The organism is Arthrobacter rhamnosi, assembly GCF_054510855.1.
Genome location: NZ_JBTNDT010000002.1, coordinates 294,642 through 308,953, shown reverse-complemented (window position 1 = coordinate 308,953; position 14,312 = coordinate 294,642). Strand labels below are relative to the sequence as shown.

Sequence of the window (14,312 nt, the reverse complement as noted above, 5' to 3'; positions counted from 1 at the left end):
GCCATGGGCTGGAACAATCCGCCGATCCCGTGGTCGGACTTCGAACGGAACCTGTCCGGTTCCACCCGGCCCGGGGCACCACCCCCCGGCGCCGACGGCGGGGACAGCCCCGCCTGGTCGCGGAAACGCCAGCCCTACACCCCTCCGGCGGCCGCTCCGGCCCCCGAGGGGCCCGTGGTGCCCTACGCGGAACTCCACGTCCACTCCAACTTCAGCTTCCTCGACGGTGCATCCAGTCCCGAGCACCTCGCCGAGGAGGCCCAGCGCCTCGGTCTCACCGGCATGGCGCTCACCGACCACGACGGACTGTACGGAGTGGTCCACTTCGCGGAAGCCGCCGAGAAGTACCCCGGCTTCTCGACGATGTACGGCACCGAGCTCTCCCTCGGTCTGTCCAGACCGCAGAACGGTGAAGCCGACCCGGAGGGCCGGCACCTCCTCGTCATCGCCCGGGGATCGGCGGGCTACCATCGGTTGTCCACGGCCATCACCGAAGCCCAGCTCGACGCCGATGCGGAGAAGGGCAAACCCCGCTACGACCTCGAGAGCCTCTCCGGGCACGCCCAGGGCCAGTGGATGATCCTCTCGGGCTGCCGGAAGGGGACGGTGCGCTCGGCACTCGTCGCGGACGGGGCATCCGCCGCCGAGGCGGAGCTCCGCACGCTCGTCGAGCTGTTCGGCAGGGATTCGGTCGCCGTCGAACTCATCGACCAGGGCAACCCCCTGGACACCGCGCACAATGACGCCCTGGCCGCCGTCGCCGCACGCCTCGCGCTGCCGACCGTGGCCACCAACAACGTGCACTACGCGACCCCGAAGCAGCATCGGCTCGCCTCCGCCCTGGCCGCGGTCCGGGCCCGCAGGAGCCTGGACCAGATGGATGGCTGGCTTCCCGCCGCGGGAGCCGCCCACCTGCGCAGCGGTGCCGAGATGGCGCGGCGGTTCCGGGACTATCCCGGAGCCGTGGAGCGCACCGTGGACCTCGCCGCAGATCTCTCCTTCACCCTCCGCAGCGTCCGCCCCGGCCTGCCGAACCTCGACCTGCCGGAAGGCCACACGCAGATGAGCTACCTCCGCGAGCTCGTCTGGCAGGGGGCGGACAAGCTCTACGGCGGCCGGACCGATGTGCGCGAGCGCATCGAACGTGAACTGGAGGTGATCGAGAGCAAGAACTTCCCGGGGTACTTCCTGATCGTCCACGACCTCGTGCACTACGCGCGGCGCAACGGGATCCTGTGCCAGGGACGGGGATCCGCGGCCAACTCGGCGGTCTGCTACCTGCTGGAGATCACCGCCGTGGACTCCATCAAGTACCAGCTTCCCTTCGAGCGGTTCCTCTCCAGCATGCGCGACGAGGAACCGGACATCGACGTGGACTTCGACTCGGACCGGCGTGAGGAGGTCATCCAGTACGTCTACCGCAAGTACGGGCGTTTCAATGCGGCGCAGGTCGCCAACGTCATCACCTACCGGCCCAAGTTCGCGGTGCGCGACATGGCGAAGGCCCTGGGCCACAGCCCGGGCCAGCAGGACGCCTGGTCGCGGCAGATCGAGCGGTGGGGCGGGCTCGTCTCCAGCAGCGACCACGACATCCCCGCCTCCGTGGTCGAATTGGCCCAGGAGGTCCTGAAGTTCCCGCGGCATCTGGGCATCCACTCGGGCGGCATGGTGCTGACGGACCGGCCCGTCGGGGAAGTATGCCCGATCGAGCATGGGCGGATGGACGGTAGGACGGTCCTCCAGTGGGACAAGGACGACTGCGCCTGGATGGGGCTGGTGAAGTTCGACCTGCTGGGCCTCGGCATCCTCGCCGCCATCCAGTACAACTTCGACCTCGTGGAACGGCACTTCGGGGAGAAGTGGGAGCTGCACACCATCCCGAAGGAGGAGCAGGGCGTGTACGACATGCTGTGCTTCGCCGATTCGGTGGGCGTCTTCCAGGTGGAGAGCCGCGCCCAGATGGGCATGCTCCCCCGGCTGCAGCCCCGCCAGTTCTACGACCTCGTCATCGAGGTGGCCCTCGTACGGCCCGGACCCATCCAGGGCGGAGCCGTGCACCCCTACATCAAACGGAAGATGGGCGAGGAGGAGGTCCGGTACCTCCACCCCGACCTGAAGCCGGTCCTCGAGCGGACCCTCGGCGTACCGCTCTTCCAGGAGCAGCTCATGCAGATGGCCATGGTGGTGGGCGGCTGCACCGGTGCGGACGCAGACCTGCTGCGCCGGGCCATGGGATCCAAGCGGGGTGAGGAGCGGATCGATTCGCTGAAGGCCAAGCTGTACCAGGGGATGGAGGCCAACGGGATCACCGGCGAGGTGGCCGACACCATCTACAACAAGATCCATGCGTTCGCGAACTTCGGGTTCGCGGAGAGCCACTCGATCAGCTTCGCGCTGCTGGTCTACGTCAGCGCCTGGCTGAGGCTGCACTATCCCGGCGCGTTCCTCGCAGCCCTGCTGCGCGCCCAGCCCATGGGGTTCTACTCACCGCAGACCCTCGTGGCGGACGCCCGGCGGCACGGCGCCATCGTCCTGCGGCCCGACATCCTGCACTCCGGGGTCCACGCCGACCTCGAACCACTCGAGGGCTACGACCCTCCCGCCGATCCCCGGCGCCGCGCCACGGGGATGGACTGCTGCATCGAGGACGAGCAGCCGCCGGTGGGCTACTTCGACCAGGACACCCCCTTCGATTCGACACCCCACCGCCGCGACGGCAACTATGCGGTGCGGCTCGGGCTCGCCAGTGTCGAATCGCTCGGGACAAAGCTCGCGGAGAGGATCGTCGCCGAGCGGGAACGGAACGGACCCTACGAGGACATGCCGGACCTGGCGCGGCGGACGGGCGTCAATGCCGGGCAGCTCGAGGCGCTGGCGGCGGCGGGCGCCTTCGACTCGATGGGACTGAGCAGGCGGGAAGCGCTGTGGAATGCCGGGCCCGCGTCCACCGAGCGCGAGGGCCAGATCAAGGGGACCGCCGTGTACATCCAGCCGCCGCTGATGCCCGAACTCTCGGACATCGACAAGGTCGGGTCCGACCTGTGGTCCACCGGGATCACCCCGGACGACCATCCGGTACGCCACGCCAGGAGCAGACTGGAACGCCGTGGGGCACTGACGGCGCTGGACCTGAGGACGGCGGAGTCCGGCCGGCGGGTCGAGGTGGGCGGAGTCGTGACGCACCGGCAGAGACCGGCGACGGCAAGCGGCATCACGTTCATGAACCTGGAGGACGAGACGGGACTGATGAACGTCATCTGCTCGGTGGGGGTCTGGCAGCGCTACCGCCGCGTGGCGCGGGAGGCGAGCAGCGTGATCGTGCGGGGCGTCCTCGAACGGTCCTCCGAGGGAATCGTGAACCTCGTGGCGGACCGCATCGAGGTCCTCCACCTGAAGGCCACCACCAGGTCCCGCGATTTTCGCTGACACGCCCGGCGGGCGAGGCGCGGAACCGGGGCGCGGCTGGTCCAGGCCGGGTTTCCCGGGGAACCGGGCAGACGACGAAGGGCCCCCGCTGGACGGAGGCCCTTCGTCGTCGTGCACTGTGCGCGAGGGGGGATTTGAACCCCCACACCCTTTCGGATACTGGCACCTGAAGCCAGCGCGTCTGCCGTTCCGCCACTCGCGCATTTCGAGATTCCAACTCCACACGCCAGGCGCAGGTGTTGTGAACAGCAGAAATAAGCATAGCGGAGCATCACCGCAATTACCTAAACGCGGGTTCCGGCGGTCCGATGGCGCCCCCGGGCATGCTGCCGCCACCGGCGATCGTTAGGACAAAGTAATCCTGGGAATGCCCCCTTGGAGCTCATTTCCAGAGGCTCCCAGTAGTATCGGAGGGAACATGCCCGGCCGGACATTGCCGTCTCCAGGACCGGGAGAAGCCCTGCAGCATCCCGCTGGCGGGGCCCGAAACCACAGTGGGACAGGGGAGGAGGCGGACGATGGGCATTCTCGACAACGTGGAGCGCGGACTCGAAAAGCTGGTCCGGAGCGCCTTCACCACGGGCTCGCGCTCACAGGTGCAGCCCCTCGAGATCGCCACTGCCCTCCGCAAGGAGCTGGACAACCGCTCGCTCGTCCTCTCGCAGGGCCGGACGCTCGCACCCAATGTCTTCACGGCCCGCCTCTCCGATTCCGACTTCGAGCTCGCCCAGCACTGGGGATCCGCCCTGGCCGAGGAGCTCTGCGACGTGGTCATCGCCCACGTCAACAGCCAGCAGTACAGCCTGCAGGGGCCCGTGCGCGTGTCCTTCGAACACGATCCCGAGCTGAAGGCGGGTGTGTTCGAGATCGATTCGTCGATCGAGAAGCAGGTTGCCGCGCGCCGCCCTGCCGGCCCGGTAGCGCCCGCAGCACCGCGCAGCCAGCCCACGCGCTACCAGCCGGTCCTCGAGATCGACGGCCGGCGCTATTCGATCCATTCCGGGTCCATCATCCTCGGCCGCTCATCGGAGGCGGACATCCCCGTCGATGACACCGGGGTCTCGCGGCGGCATCTCGAGATCCGCATGGAGGACGGCAGGATCTACGCGGTCGACCTCGGATCGACCAACGGCAGCTTCGTGAACGGGCAGCGCGTCCACGGGCAGGCCGAGCTGACGGACGGCTCCATGATCACCATGGGGCGCTCACGGCTGACCTTCCGCCTGGTGCCCACACAGGACGGGGGCCAGCGATGAGCGAGGCCGGAGAACTGACCGTCACGATCCTGCGCTTCGGCTTCCTGATCCTGCTGTGGATCCTTGTGCTCAGCACCGTCGGGGCGCTGCGCCGCGATCTCCTGGTGGGAAGCCGCACCAAGACCGGTACGGCCAGCCCGCACAACAGACCCGATGCCCACGAAGAGCCCGCACCGGTGCGGGCAGCCGCCCGACGACTGGTGGTCACGGAGGGCCCCCTGTCCGGGACCTCACTGGACCTCGCGGCGAGTCCGGTCCTCCTCGGTCGCGCCCAGGAGGCCACCCTCGTGCTCGAGGACGACTACGCCTCCGGCCGCCACGCACGCCTGTTCCCGCAGGGCAGCCGCTGGTTCATCGAGGATCTGGGCTCGACGAACGGGACCTACCTCGGCGGTACCCAGCTCACGCGTGCCCTGCCCGTCGAACCGGGCGTCCCCATCCGGATCGGTAAGACGGTCATCGAATTGAGGCCGTAGGCGTGCGGCTTGTCCTGAGGTTCGCTGCCCGCTCCGACGTGGGCATGGTGCGGGCGAAGAATGACGACTCCGCCTACGTGGGCCGGTACCTCGCCGTCGTCGCCGACGGCATGGGCGGACACGCGGGTGGCAACGTCGCCTCCGCCTCCACCGTTCTGGACCTGGTCCATCTCGATCACAGCGGGCACGGCGGGCATGCTGCCACGCACCTGGCGGACGAGATCCAGACCGCGAACTCACTGCTCTCCGAACTCGTCGGAACCAACCCGCAGCTGGCGGGCATGGGAACCACGGTGACGGCCCTCCTGCTGGAGGACTCGAAGCTGCAGCTCGCACACATCGGTGACTCGCGTGCCTATCGGCTGAAGAACGGCGTCTTCGAGCAGATCACCACGGACCACACCTTCGTGCAGCGCCTCATCGACGAGGGCCGGCTCACTCCCGAGGAAGCGGAGGTCCACCCGCACAAGAACGTGCTGATGCGTGTCCTCGGCGACGTCGACGCGAGCCCGGAACTGGATCTCGACTCCTTCGACGCCGAGCCCGGTGAGCGCTGGCTGCTGTGTTCCGACGGCCTCAATGCGGTCCTGAACGAGCGCGTGGTGGAGCAGGTCATGCGCGAGACGACGGACATCCGGGCGTGCGTCGACACCCTCGTCGACCTGACCCTCGCCGGGGGCTCGCCGGACAACATCACCATCGTCGTCGTCGAGGTCGTGGAAGCGGACGACGACGACGCACCGCCGCCGTCCATCCCCCCTGCCCGGCAGGCAGCGGGCGAACGGGACGGACCGAGCGCGAACGGGGCGGACGCCGCCTCGCACCAGGTCGACGACAACGGCGACCTTCCCGGCACCGCCATCCGCGCCGACGTCATCCGCGAGGACCTGCTGACAAGGCCTCACATGCTGGTGGGGTCGGCGGCCCTGGCGACCGAGACCGGACAGATCCCCATCGTGACGCAGCGGTCCACCGAGCGGCGCGCGGCGATGATGCTGACCCACAAGGGCGACAGCCAGCCGGCCGACCCCGATGCCGGGGACGAGAGGCCCACGCGCAGGCGGCGCTGGCTCGTGCCCGCATTCCTGTCGCTCATGGGCCTCATCCTGATCGCCGTCCTGGGCCTGGGCTACACCTGGACGCAGACGCGCTACTACGTCGCCGAAGCGGACCACCGCGTGGCGATCTACACGGGCGTGCCCCAGAAGGTCGGGCCCATCAGCCTGAGTGAGCTGTACGAGACCACGGACATCCCCGTCTCGAACCTGCCCGAGTACCAGCGCTCCCAGCTCGTGGACACCCTTCCCGCCGCCAGCCTCGACGAGGCCCAGCGCATCGTGGGGAACCTTCGCAGCGAACTGCGGGCGGTCTCCTGCGATCCCGGAACGGGGGCGACCTCCTCGCCGAGCCCCTCCGTCCGCAGCACTCCCAGCCCCACGTCCCGCCCCACGTCCGGCAGCACGCCGAGCCCCAGCAGTTCCGCGTCCCCCGTGCCGCGGACCTCGGCCGCGGCGGGCGTTCCCTCCGCACGTGCGACCCCCTCACCGGGTCCCCGCACGACGGCGGGTCCGAGTGCTTCCGCTCCACCGGGTGCGTCCGCGACGTCCAGCGCCTCGTCCGGTGCGGATCCGACCCCCGCCCCCAGTCCTTCGTCCCCTGCCACCGACTGTGGAGGTGCAGCCAATGAGTGATGTCCTGACGGTCCCCCGGTCGCGGCGCAACATCGAGTTCGTCCTGCTGCTGCTCGCCCTCGCCGTGGCGATCAGTGCCAACTACCTGGCGGGCACAGGCCGCGAGGAGCCCTTCGCCGACCACTTCTGGTTCCAGGCGCTCACCCTCGGAGGGATGGGCCTTCTCATCCACGTCATCCTGCGCTTCCGGGCGAAGTATGCGGATCCGGTGATACTCCCCATCGTCGTCGCGCTGAACGGGATCGGCCTGGCGATGATCCACCGTCTCGACCTGTCGGCCATCCTGGTCAATCCCGACTATCCGCCCGTGGCACCACAGCAGGTCACGTGGACGGCCGTGGCGATCGGAGCGGCGGCGGTCCTCCTGATCGTCCTGCGCGACCACCGGATCCTCCTCCGCTTCACCTACATCTCGCTGATCGTCAGCGCCCTCCTGCTCCTGCTTCCCCTCACGCCGCTCGGTCTCGAGATCAACGGGGCGCGCATCTGGATCTCAGTGGGCATCGGTACCTTCCAGCCGGGGGAGATCGCGAAGATCACGCTCGCAATATTCTTTGCCGGGTATCTGTCGACGAACCGCGACCTCATCCTGCTGGCGGGCAAGAAGATCGGCCCGCTGCAACTGCCCCGCTTCCGGGACCTGGCACCGATGGCCGCTGCCTGGCTGGTCAGCATCGGAGTCCTGATCTTCCAGCGCGACCTCGGGTCGTCGATCCTCTTCTTCGGCCTCTTCATGGTGATGATCTACGTGGCGACGAGCCGGGTCAGCTGGGTGCTGATCGGCTTGGTGATGATCGGCGTCGGCGTCTTCGTCGCCCTGGAACTGTTCAGCCATGTGGCACTGCGCTTCGACTCCTGGATCAACGCCTTCGCGCCCGAGGTGTACAACAGGGCACCCGGCGGCAGCGCGCAGGTGGTGCAGGGACTGTTCGGCCTGGCCAATGGTGGCCTCGTGGGAACGGGACTGGGCGAAGGCCGGCCCGACCTCGTGACCTATGCCAACAGCGACATGATCATTGCGGCGCTGGGCGAGGAACTCGGACTGATCGGCGTCGTCGCCATCGTGATGCTCTACGTGATCCTCGTGTCCCGGGGCATCCGGGCGGCGCTGGGGACCAAGGACGGCTTCGGCAAGCTTCTCGCCTGCGGCCTCTCCTTCACCATCGCGCTGCAGTGCTTCGTGGTGATCGGGGGAATCACACGCCTGATCCCCCTCACCGGACTGACCACGCCGTTCATGTCCGCCGGTGGATCCTCGCTGCTGGCGAACTGGCTGATCGTGGCCCTGATCCTGCTCATCTCGGAGACCGCGCGTCGACCGGCGCCGACAGCCCCCACGAAGGACTCGTTCCCCGAAGCGCTCGGCATGAACGGTAAACCCGTGAAGAAGAGGACCGCGAAGGAGGCCACCCGATGAACCAGGCCATCCGCAGTGCGTGGGTCGTCGCCATCGGCATGTTCGCCCTCGTCCTCGGCTCCCTCACCTACGTGCAGTTCTTCCAGGCACAGGCACTGAATGCGAACCCCTGGAACAGCCGACAGCTGTTCCAGGACTTCGGCCGGCAGCGCGGGGCGATCCTCGTGGACGGCCGGGCCATCGCGGAGTCCGTGCCGTCGCAGGACCAGTTCAACTACCAGCGCGTGTACAACGAACCCGAACTGTATGCACACCTGACGGGGTACTACTCCCTGTCGCTGGGATCCACCCAGCTCGAGGACAGGGAATCGGACATCCTCTCCGGCACCAGCAGCTCGCTGTTCTACGACCGGGTCGTCGGACTCTTCTCAGGCGTCGACTCGGAGGGCGCGTCCGTGGAGCTGACCATCGATCCCGAGATCCAGCAGCTCGCCTCGGACCTCATCCCCGACGATCAGCGGGGTTCGATCGTGGTCATGGAGCCCTCGACGGGCAACATCCTCGCGATGGTCTCGAAGCCGACCTACGATCCCAACCTCCTGTCCGGGCATGACACGGGCGTCATCGAGGAGAACGTCGCCGCGCTCTCCGAACAGCCAGGCCTCTCCATCTACTCGAATCCCGCGACGGAGTCCCTGGTGGCCCCGGGCTCCGTCTTCAAGCTCATCGACGCAGCAGCCGCACTCGAGTCGGGCAAGTACGACGCCGACTCGGTGATCCCGAACCCGCCGGCGCTCGAGTTCCCCGGCATCGAGTACTCCCTGCCGAACTACGTCACGGGAGGATGCATCAGCAGGACGACGGCGGACCTGGAGTTCGCGCTCGAGCAGTCCTGCAACACACCCTTCGCGCAGATCGCCCTGGACCTCGGTGAGGAAGCCATCCAGGAGCAGGCGGCGAAATTCGGGTTCGGCGAGGAGCTGTCCATCCCCACCCGGGTCATCGCGAGTTCCTTCCCGTCGGACCTGACCGATCCCGAGCTCGCGCAGTCCGCGGTCGGGCAGTTCGACACGCGCGTGACGCCGCTCCAGATGGCCATGGTGACCTCGGCCATCGCCAATGACGGGCAGCAGATGAAACCCCAGCTCGTGAAGTCGATCCGGGCGGCGGACCTCCAGCTGATCGAGTCCCCCCAGCCCGAGGTGCTGCGCGAGTCGGTCAGTCCGGAGACGGCGAACCAGCTCACCGACTGGATGGTCAACGTGGTGGACAACGGTACGGCGACCGGCGCCCAGGTGCCGGGCGTCGAGGTCGCCGGCAAGACAGGAACGGCTGAGGTCTCCGAGACCGGCGACAATGCCTGGTTCACGGGTTTCGCCCCCGCCGACGATCCGCAGGTAGCGATCTCCATCGTGATGGAGAACGTGGACATCCCCACCGGTCAGCAATTGACCTCACCCAGTGCCAAGCGACTTATAGAGGCGGTGTTGAACAGATGAGGCCCACGTCAGGAATCACCCTGGGCGGCAGGTTCGAACTGACCGAGCGCATCGCGATCGGCGGTATGGGCGAGGTCTGGAAGGCGCGGGACCAGATCCTGGGCCGGATCGTGGCGATCAAGATCCTCAAGGAGGAGTATTCGGGCGACCCGGCGTTCCTGAACCGCTTCCGCGCGGAGGCGCGCCACACGGCGCTGCTCAACCACGAGGGGATCGCCAACGTCTTCGACTACGGCGAGGAGGGCGGTTCCGCCTACCTCGTCATGGAGCTCGTCCCCGGGCAGCCCCTGTCCGCCGTGATCGAGAAGGAGCAGGTGCTCTCGCCCGACCGGACGCTCTCGATCATGGGCCAGACCGCCCTCGCCCTCGCCGTGGCACACCGGCAGGGACTCGTCCACCGCGACGTGAAGCCGGGCAACATCCTCGTGATGCCCGACGGCCGGGTCAAGATCACCGATTTCGGCATCGCCCGGTTGGCCGATCAGGTGCCGCTCACGGCCACGGGCCAGGTCATGGGAACGGCCCAGTACCTCGCGCCCGAGCAGGCCACAGGCCAGCCGGCCACGGGGTCCTCCGACATCTACGCGCTGGGCGTCATCGGATACGAGCTCCTCGCCGGGCACCGCCCGTTCTCCGGCGAGTCCCAGATCGCGATCGCCCTCGCCCAGGTCAACGACGCCCCGCCACCCCTGCCCGAGACCATCCCGCGCCCCGTACGCGCGCTGGTCGGATCCATGCTCGCCAAGGATCCTGCCGACAGGCCGCGGGACGCCGAGAGCCTCGCGCGCGCTGTCGACGCCATCCGTGCGGGCAACATCCGGGCCGCGGAAGCAGCGGTGCCCGGGATGCTCGCCTTCGGGACGGGCGCGGACGCGGCGACGACCGCCGTTCCCCGCCAGGACACCCAGGCGACGACGGCGGTCCCCGCACCGAAGACATCCGCCCTTCCCAGGGTCGCGGCACCCGCCGCCGGTGCCGCCGCCGGGATCGCGGCCTCCCGGGACTGGTCGGAGGAGGACATCGACGCCACCGAGCCCTCCCAGCCGTACCGCCGCGAGGAGGATCGGCGGAGCCCCTGGCTGATCCCGCTCATCGTCCTGCTCCTGCTCGCACTGGCTGCCATCGCCTTCCTGATCTTCCAGCCGCTGCTGACCGGAGACGATGCCGACAACGTTCCGGCCGCATCGAGTACCCCGGCCAGCGCGACGCCCTCTCCGTCCGACACCCCCAGCCCATCGCCCTCCACCACCTCCTCGTCCCCGTCCCCGTCCCCGTCGCCGACGCCGTCACCCACCACCGCCGAGGCTGACGAAGGCACTGTCATCTCGCCGGCCGAATACCTTGGTCTTCCCCTGGAAGAGGCCCGAGCAAAGCTGATTGCGCTCGATTTCGGAGTAAACGTGGTGGAACGGTCTTCCGAGAAGGAACCGGGAACCGTCATCGACATCAACCCGAGTGGGGCGCAACCACCCGGAACTACGATCACACTGACCGCATCAACCGGTCCCGAGCAGGTCACCGTGCCCGCGGGTCTGCAGGGACAGGATGCCGCCGAGGTCGAGCGGATCCTCGTGGAGCTCGGGTTGCGACCCCTGAATGTGGGTTCCGAGGAGTCGGACCAGCCCGAGGGGACCGTACTTCGTGTCGATCCCGGGCCGGGTGCAGTACTTGCGCCGGGAACCCAGGTGAACTACGTCGTGTCCTCGGGCCCGCCCGCCACCGAGGCGCCGACCAGTCCGTCGGAGCCGACCCCCGCGTCGGAGCCCACGGGGACGGCGACCTCCGGGTCATGATCCGCCCGCAGCGCACGTGCCGGAAGGGCCCGGAGTGATGACCGCGGAGCGCGTCCTGAACGGACGGTACGAGGTTCGTGAACTGATCGGCCGTGGAGGCATGGCCGATGTACACCTCGGACGCGACCTCCTGCTCGGGCGGTCAGTGGCGATCAAGGTGCTGCGCCAGGACCTTGCCCGCGATCCCCTCTTCCAGTCGCGGTTCCGGCGTGAAGCCCAGGCCGTGGCGGGCCTCAACAACCCCAATATCGTCGCGGTCTACGACACCGGGGAGGAAGAGATCCCGGACAGGCCACAGCACGAGGTCAGGGTCCCGTTCATCGTGATGGAGTACGTCGAGGGACGCACGCTGCGTGACCACGTCAAGGCCGGGGACCTGACACCCGAGGACAGCGTGACCTACCTCGCCGGGGTCCTGGACGCGCTGGCTTACAGCCACAAGGCCGGCATCGTCCACCGGGACATCAAGCCGGCCAACGTGATGATCACCCCGGACGGCGCCGTCAAGGTCATGGACTTCGGCATCGCCCGCGCCCTGGCGGACTCGCAGGCCACCATGACACAGACCCAGGCGGTCCTGGGCACGGCGCAGTACCTCTCACCCGAGCAGGCCCGCGGGGAGACGGTGGACGCCCGCAGCGACCTGTATTCGGCGGGATGCCTCCTGTTCGAACTGCTCACGGGCCGCCCGCCGTTCATCGGGGACAGTCCGGTGTCCGTGGCCTACCAGCACGTGAGGGAAGAACCTCCCATCGCCAGCACCCTCGCTCCGGCCGTCACGCCCGCCCTGGACTCCGTCCTCGCCAGGGCGCTGCGGAAGGACCGCGAACACCGGTTCCAGGACGCAGCGTCCTTCCGTCGTGCCCTGCTCGACGCTGCCCGCGGTGTCGTCCTCGCGGACGCCGCAGGGGCACCCACCGAGGCGATGGACGTCACCGCGCCCCGGACGCGTGCAGCGTCGGTCGGTGCGACAGCGATTGGCACCACGTACCATTCGCAGGCCCACACCGGAGGCCGGCTGGCGGCGGACCAGTCCCTTCCCTCCGGACAGGAGGACGACGACGGTCGCCTGGACCTTTTGGGGAACGGCACCGAGCGGGACCGGCAGCACGACCAGCACCGGAGATCGTCCCGTGCTGCCTGGCTCACGGTCTTCCTCGTGGCGGTGCTGCTCGTCCTCGCCGGAGGCTATGTGGTCCTGGACAACCTCCCGGACAGCCGGCCGGTCCAGGAGGTGGCGACCGTCGACGTTCCCGATGTGGTGTCCATGACCGAGGCGGATGCGACCGATGCGATCGTGGACGCCGGGCTGGTCCCCTCCACGGACGAGGAGTACAACGCGTCGGTGGAGGCCGGAGACGTCATCAGTTCCGACCCTTCGGCGGGAGCATCCGTGGAGACGGAGTCCCGCGTGAACATCACCGTCTCGCTGGGCCCCGCCAACGTGGTGCTACCCGACGAGCTCTCGGGACTCACGGAGTCCTCGGCGCGGGACGCGCTGGAGGACCTCGGGCTGAAAGGCGGCGAGGTCACGGAGGAGACCAGCGCCGAGGTCGCGGAAGGCCGGGTCATCACGACCAATCCCCAGGCGGGGCAGTCCGTGCCCGTCGGCACGTCGGTGGACCTGGTGCTGTCCAACGGCAAGGTGACCGTGCCGCTGCTCACCGACCTGACCGTCCTGCAGGCCGAGGCACTGCTGGCCGATCCCGCCGTCCAACTGCCGTTCTCCGTCCGCGAGGTCGAGAACAGCGTGGTGACACCGGGGATCGTGACGGCGCAGTCGTCGCCCGCACGGTCGCAGGTGGATCAGGGAACGGAGATCGTGCTCTCGGTGGCGAAGGCACCCACGCAGCCACCGGTGCAGGAGCCCACCCAGGAGCCGTCCCCGGAACCCACGCAGGAGACCGCCCCGGAACCCAAGCCGGAACCCTCCCGGACACCGGGCGGCCGGCCCGCCGAGGGGACGGGGAACCAGCCCACGCCGGGACCCACGAAAGGGAACAGCTAGCGCGCGATGAGCGGGCTGAGTCCTGCCGCCTTGGCTGCAGCACCCGTGAGGCCGAGCGATTCGAGCCAGTTTCCCAGCATCTGGTAGCCGCCCTCCGTCAGGACCGACTCGGGATGGAACTGGACGCCGCACAGGGGCGCGGTCTTGTGCTCGAGGCCCATGATGATGCCACTGGCGGTGCGTGCGGTGACCGTGAGGTCGGCTGGAACGTCATCGCTCACGGCTGCGAGCGAGTGGTACCGCGTGGCCGTGACCGGCGACGGCAACCCGGCGAAGACGCTTGTCGCATCGTGTTCCACCAGGGAGGTCTTGCCGTGCATGAGTTCGGGTGCGTGCGTCACCCGTCCGCCATAGGCCTCCGCCAGCGCCTGGTGTCCGAGGCAGACTCCGAGCATGGGCTTCGCATGCTCGCCGCACCACCGGATGAGGTCGATGCAGACGCCGGCCTCGGCCGGCGTGCCCGGGCCGGGGGAGATCAGCACGCCGTCGCGCGATGCGGCCATGTCCTCGGCCTCCGCGAGGGTCAGGTCGTCGTTACGGACCACGGTCGTCTCGGCGCCGAGTTCCTGCAGGTAACCGACCAGGGTGTAGACGAAGCTGTCGTAGTTGTCGACGACGAGGATTCGGGTGGTGTCAGCCATGAGCTAGGGGGAACCAATCGTTGAATCTGTGAGCGGGTTGAACTGGGAGAACCAGGGGAACACGAAGACCATGAGCACCGCGACGGCCGCGAGCACGAGGAGCACCGAGAGGAGAACGCGCATCCACAGGGGACCGGGGAGGGTCCGGAAGATCCATCCGTACAT

10 protein-coding genes and 1 tRNA gene are annotated in these 14,312 nt (G+C 68.4%); 8 read left to right on the top strand and 3 right to left on the bottom strand.

Annotated features, from left to right (window positions below; genetic code table 11):
* The first annotated feature begins 3 nt into the window (after positions 1-3).
* The gene (locus ACX80I_RS05800) at positions 4-3,426 is read left to right on the top strand and encodes an error-prone DNA polymerase (protein WP_459344175.1); all 3,423 of its coding nucleotides are present in this window, start codon (positions 4-6) and stop codon (positions 3,424-3,426) included.
* A 119-nt stretch (positions 3,427-3,545) separates the two neighbouring features.
* Here ACX80I_RS05800 and ACX80I_RS05795 read toward each other — a convergent pair.
* Positions 3,546-3,628: transfer RNA gene (locus ACX80I_RS05795), tRNA-Leu, on the bottom strand.
* A gap of 316 nt (positions 3,629-3,944) precedes the next feature.
* Here ACX80I_RS05795 and ACX80I_RS05790 point away from each other — a divergent pair.
* From ACX80I_RS05790 to pknB, 7 genes are read left to right on the top strand one after another with little or no spacing between them, the layout of a single operon-like run.
* A complete protein-coding gene (locus ACX80I_RS05790) occupies positions 3,945-4,682 on the top strand; it encodes an FHA domain-containing protein (protein ID WP_459344174.1) in 738 nt (245 codons plus the stop codon).
* Positions 4,679-5,158 (top strand): FHA domain-containing protein FhaB/FipA, encoded by a 480-nt coding sequence (locus ACX80I_RS05785; RefSeq protein WP_459344173.1) that lies wholly within the window; start codon positions 4,679-4,681, stop codon positions 5,156-5,158. Before ACX80I_RS05790 ends, ACX80I_RS05785 begins: the two co-directional genes overlap by 4 nt.
* A gap of 44 nt (positions 5,159-5,202) precedes the next feature.
* Positions 5,203-6,849 carry a PP2C family protein-serine/threonine phosphatase gene (locus ACX80I_RS05780; RefSeq protein ID WP_459344337.1) on the top strand — a complete coding sequence of 549 codons (1,647 nt, stop codon included), beginning with the start codon at positions 5,203-5,205 and terminating at the stop codon, positions 6,847-6,849.
* On the top strand, positions 6,842-8,266 hold the full coding sequence (locus ACX80I_RS05775; RefSeq protein WP_459344172.1) for an FtsW/RodA/SpoVE family cell cycle protein: 1,425 nt from the start codon (positions 6,842-6,844) through the stop codon (positions 8,264-8,266). The genes ACX80I_RS05780 and ACX80I_RS05775 overlap by 8 nt, the downstream gene beginning before the upstream one ends.
* On the top strand, positions 8,263-9,705 hold the full coding sequence (locus ACX80I_RS05770; RefSeq protein WP_459344171.1) for a peptidoglycan D,D-transpeptidase FtsI family protein: 1,443 nt from the start codon (positions 8,263-8,265) through the stop codon (positions 9,703-9,705). Before ACX80I_RS05775 ends, ACX80I_RS05770 begins: the two co-directional genes overlap by 4 nt.
* Positions 9,702-11,498 carry a protein kinase domain-containing protein gene (locus ACX80I_RS05765; RefSeq protein ID WP_459344170.1) on the top strand — a complete coding sequence of 599 codons (1,797 nt, stop codon included), beginning with the start codon at positions 9,702-9,704 and terminating at the stop codon, positions 11,496-11,498. The genes ACX80I_RS05770 and ACX80I_RS05765 overlap by 4 nt, the downstream gene beginning before the upstream one ends.
* A gap of 37 nt (positions 11,499-11,535) precedes the next feature.
* Complete coding sequence (pknB, locus tag ACX80I_RS05760; RefSeq protein ID WP_459344169.1) at positions 11,536-13,506, top strand: Stk1 family PASTA domain-containing Ser/Thr kinase; 1,971 nt, start codon at positions 11,536-11,538, stop codon at positions 13,504-13,506.
* Here the strand turns inward: pknB and ACX80I_RS05755 are convergent.
* Together ACX80I_RS05755 and ACX80I_RS05750 are read right to left on the bottom strand one after the other, a co-directional pair.
* Positions 13,503-14,147 carry an aminodeoxychorismate/anthranilate synthase component II gene (locus tag ACX80I_RS05755; protein WP_459344168.1) on the bottom strand — a complete coding sequence of 215 codons (645 nt, stop codon included), beginning with the start codon at positions 14,145-14,147 and terminating at the stop codon, positions 13,503-13,505. The genes pknB and ACX80I_RS05755 overlap by 4 nt on opposite strands.
* 3 nt (positions 14,148-14,150) lie before the next feature.
* A complete protein-coding gene (locus ACX80I_RS05750; RefSeq protein ID WP_459344167.1) occupies positions 14,151-14,312 on the bottom strand; it encodes a hypothetical protein in 162 nt (53 codons plus the stop codon).

Excerpts from the sequence above, each read along its gene's own strand:
- ACX80I_RS05785 (WP_459344173.1), top strand. The coding sequence starts at position 4,679 with ATGAGCGAGGCCGGAGAACTGACCGTCACGATCCTGCGCTTCGGCTTC.
- ACX80I_RS05790 (WP_459344174.1), top strand. The coding sequence starts at position 3,945 with ATGGGCATTCTCGACAACGTGGAGCGCGGACTCGAAAAGCTGGTCCGG.
- ACX80I_RS05765 (WP_459344170.1), top strand. The coding sequence starts at position 9,702 with ATGAGGCCCACGTCAGGAATCACCCTGGGCGGCAGGTTCGAACTGACC.
- ACX80I_RS05755 (WP_459344168.1), bottom strand. The coding sequence starts at position 14,147 with ATGGCTGACACCACCCGAATCCTCGTCGTCGACAACTACGACAGCTTC.
- ACX80I_RS05780 (WP_459344337.1), top strand. The coding sequence starts at position 5,203 with ATGGTGCGGGCGAAGAATGACGACTCCGCCTACGTGGGCCGGTACCTC.
- ACX80I_RS05800 (WP_459344175.1), top strand. The coding sequence starts at position 4 with ATGGGCTGGAACAATCCGCCGATCCCGTGGTCGGACTTCGAACGGAAC.
- ACX80I_RS05770 (WP_459344171.1), top strand. The coding sequence starts at position 8,263 with ATGAACCAGGCCATCCGCAGTGCGTGGGTCGTCGCCATCGGCATGTTC.
- ACX80I_RS05775 (WP_459344172.1), top strand. The coding sequence starts at position 6,842 with ATGAGTGATGTCCTGACGGTCCCCCGGTCGCGGCGCAACATCGAGTTC.
- pknB (WP_459344169.1), top strand. The coding sequence starts at position 11,536 with ATGACCGCGGAGCGCGTCCTGAACGGACGGTACGAGGTTCGTGAACTG.
- ACX80I_RS05750 (WP_459344167.1), bottom strand. The coding sequence starts at position 14,312 with ATGTACGGATGGATCTTCCGGACCCTCCCCGGTCCCCTGTGGATGCGC.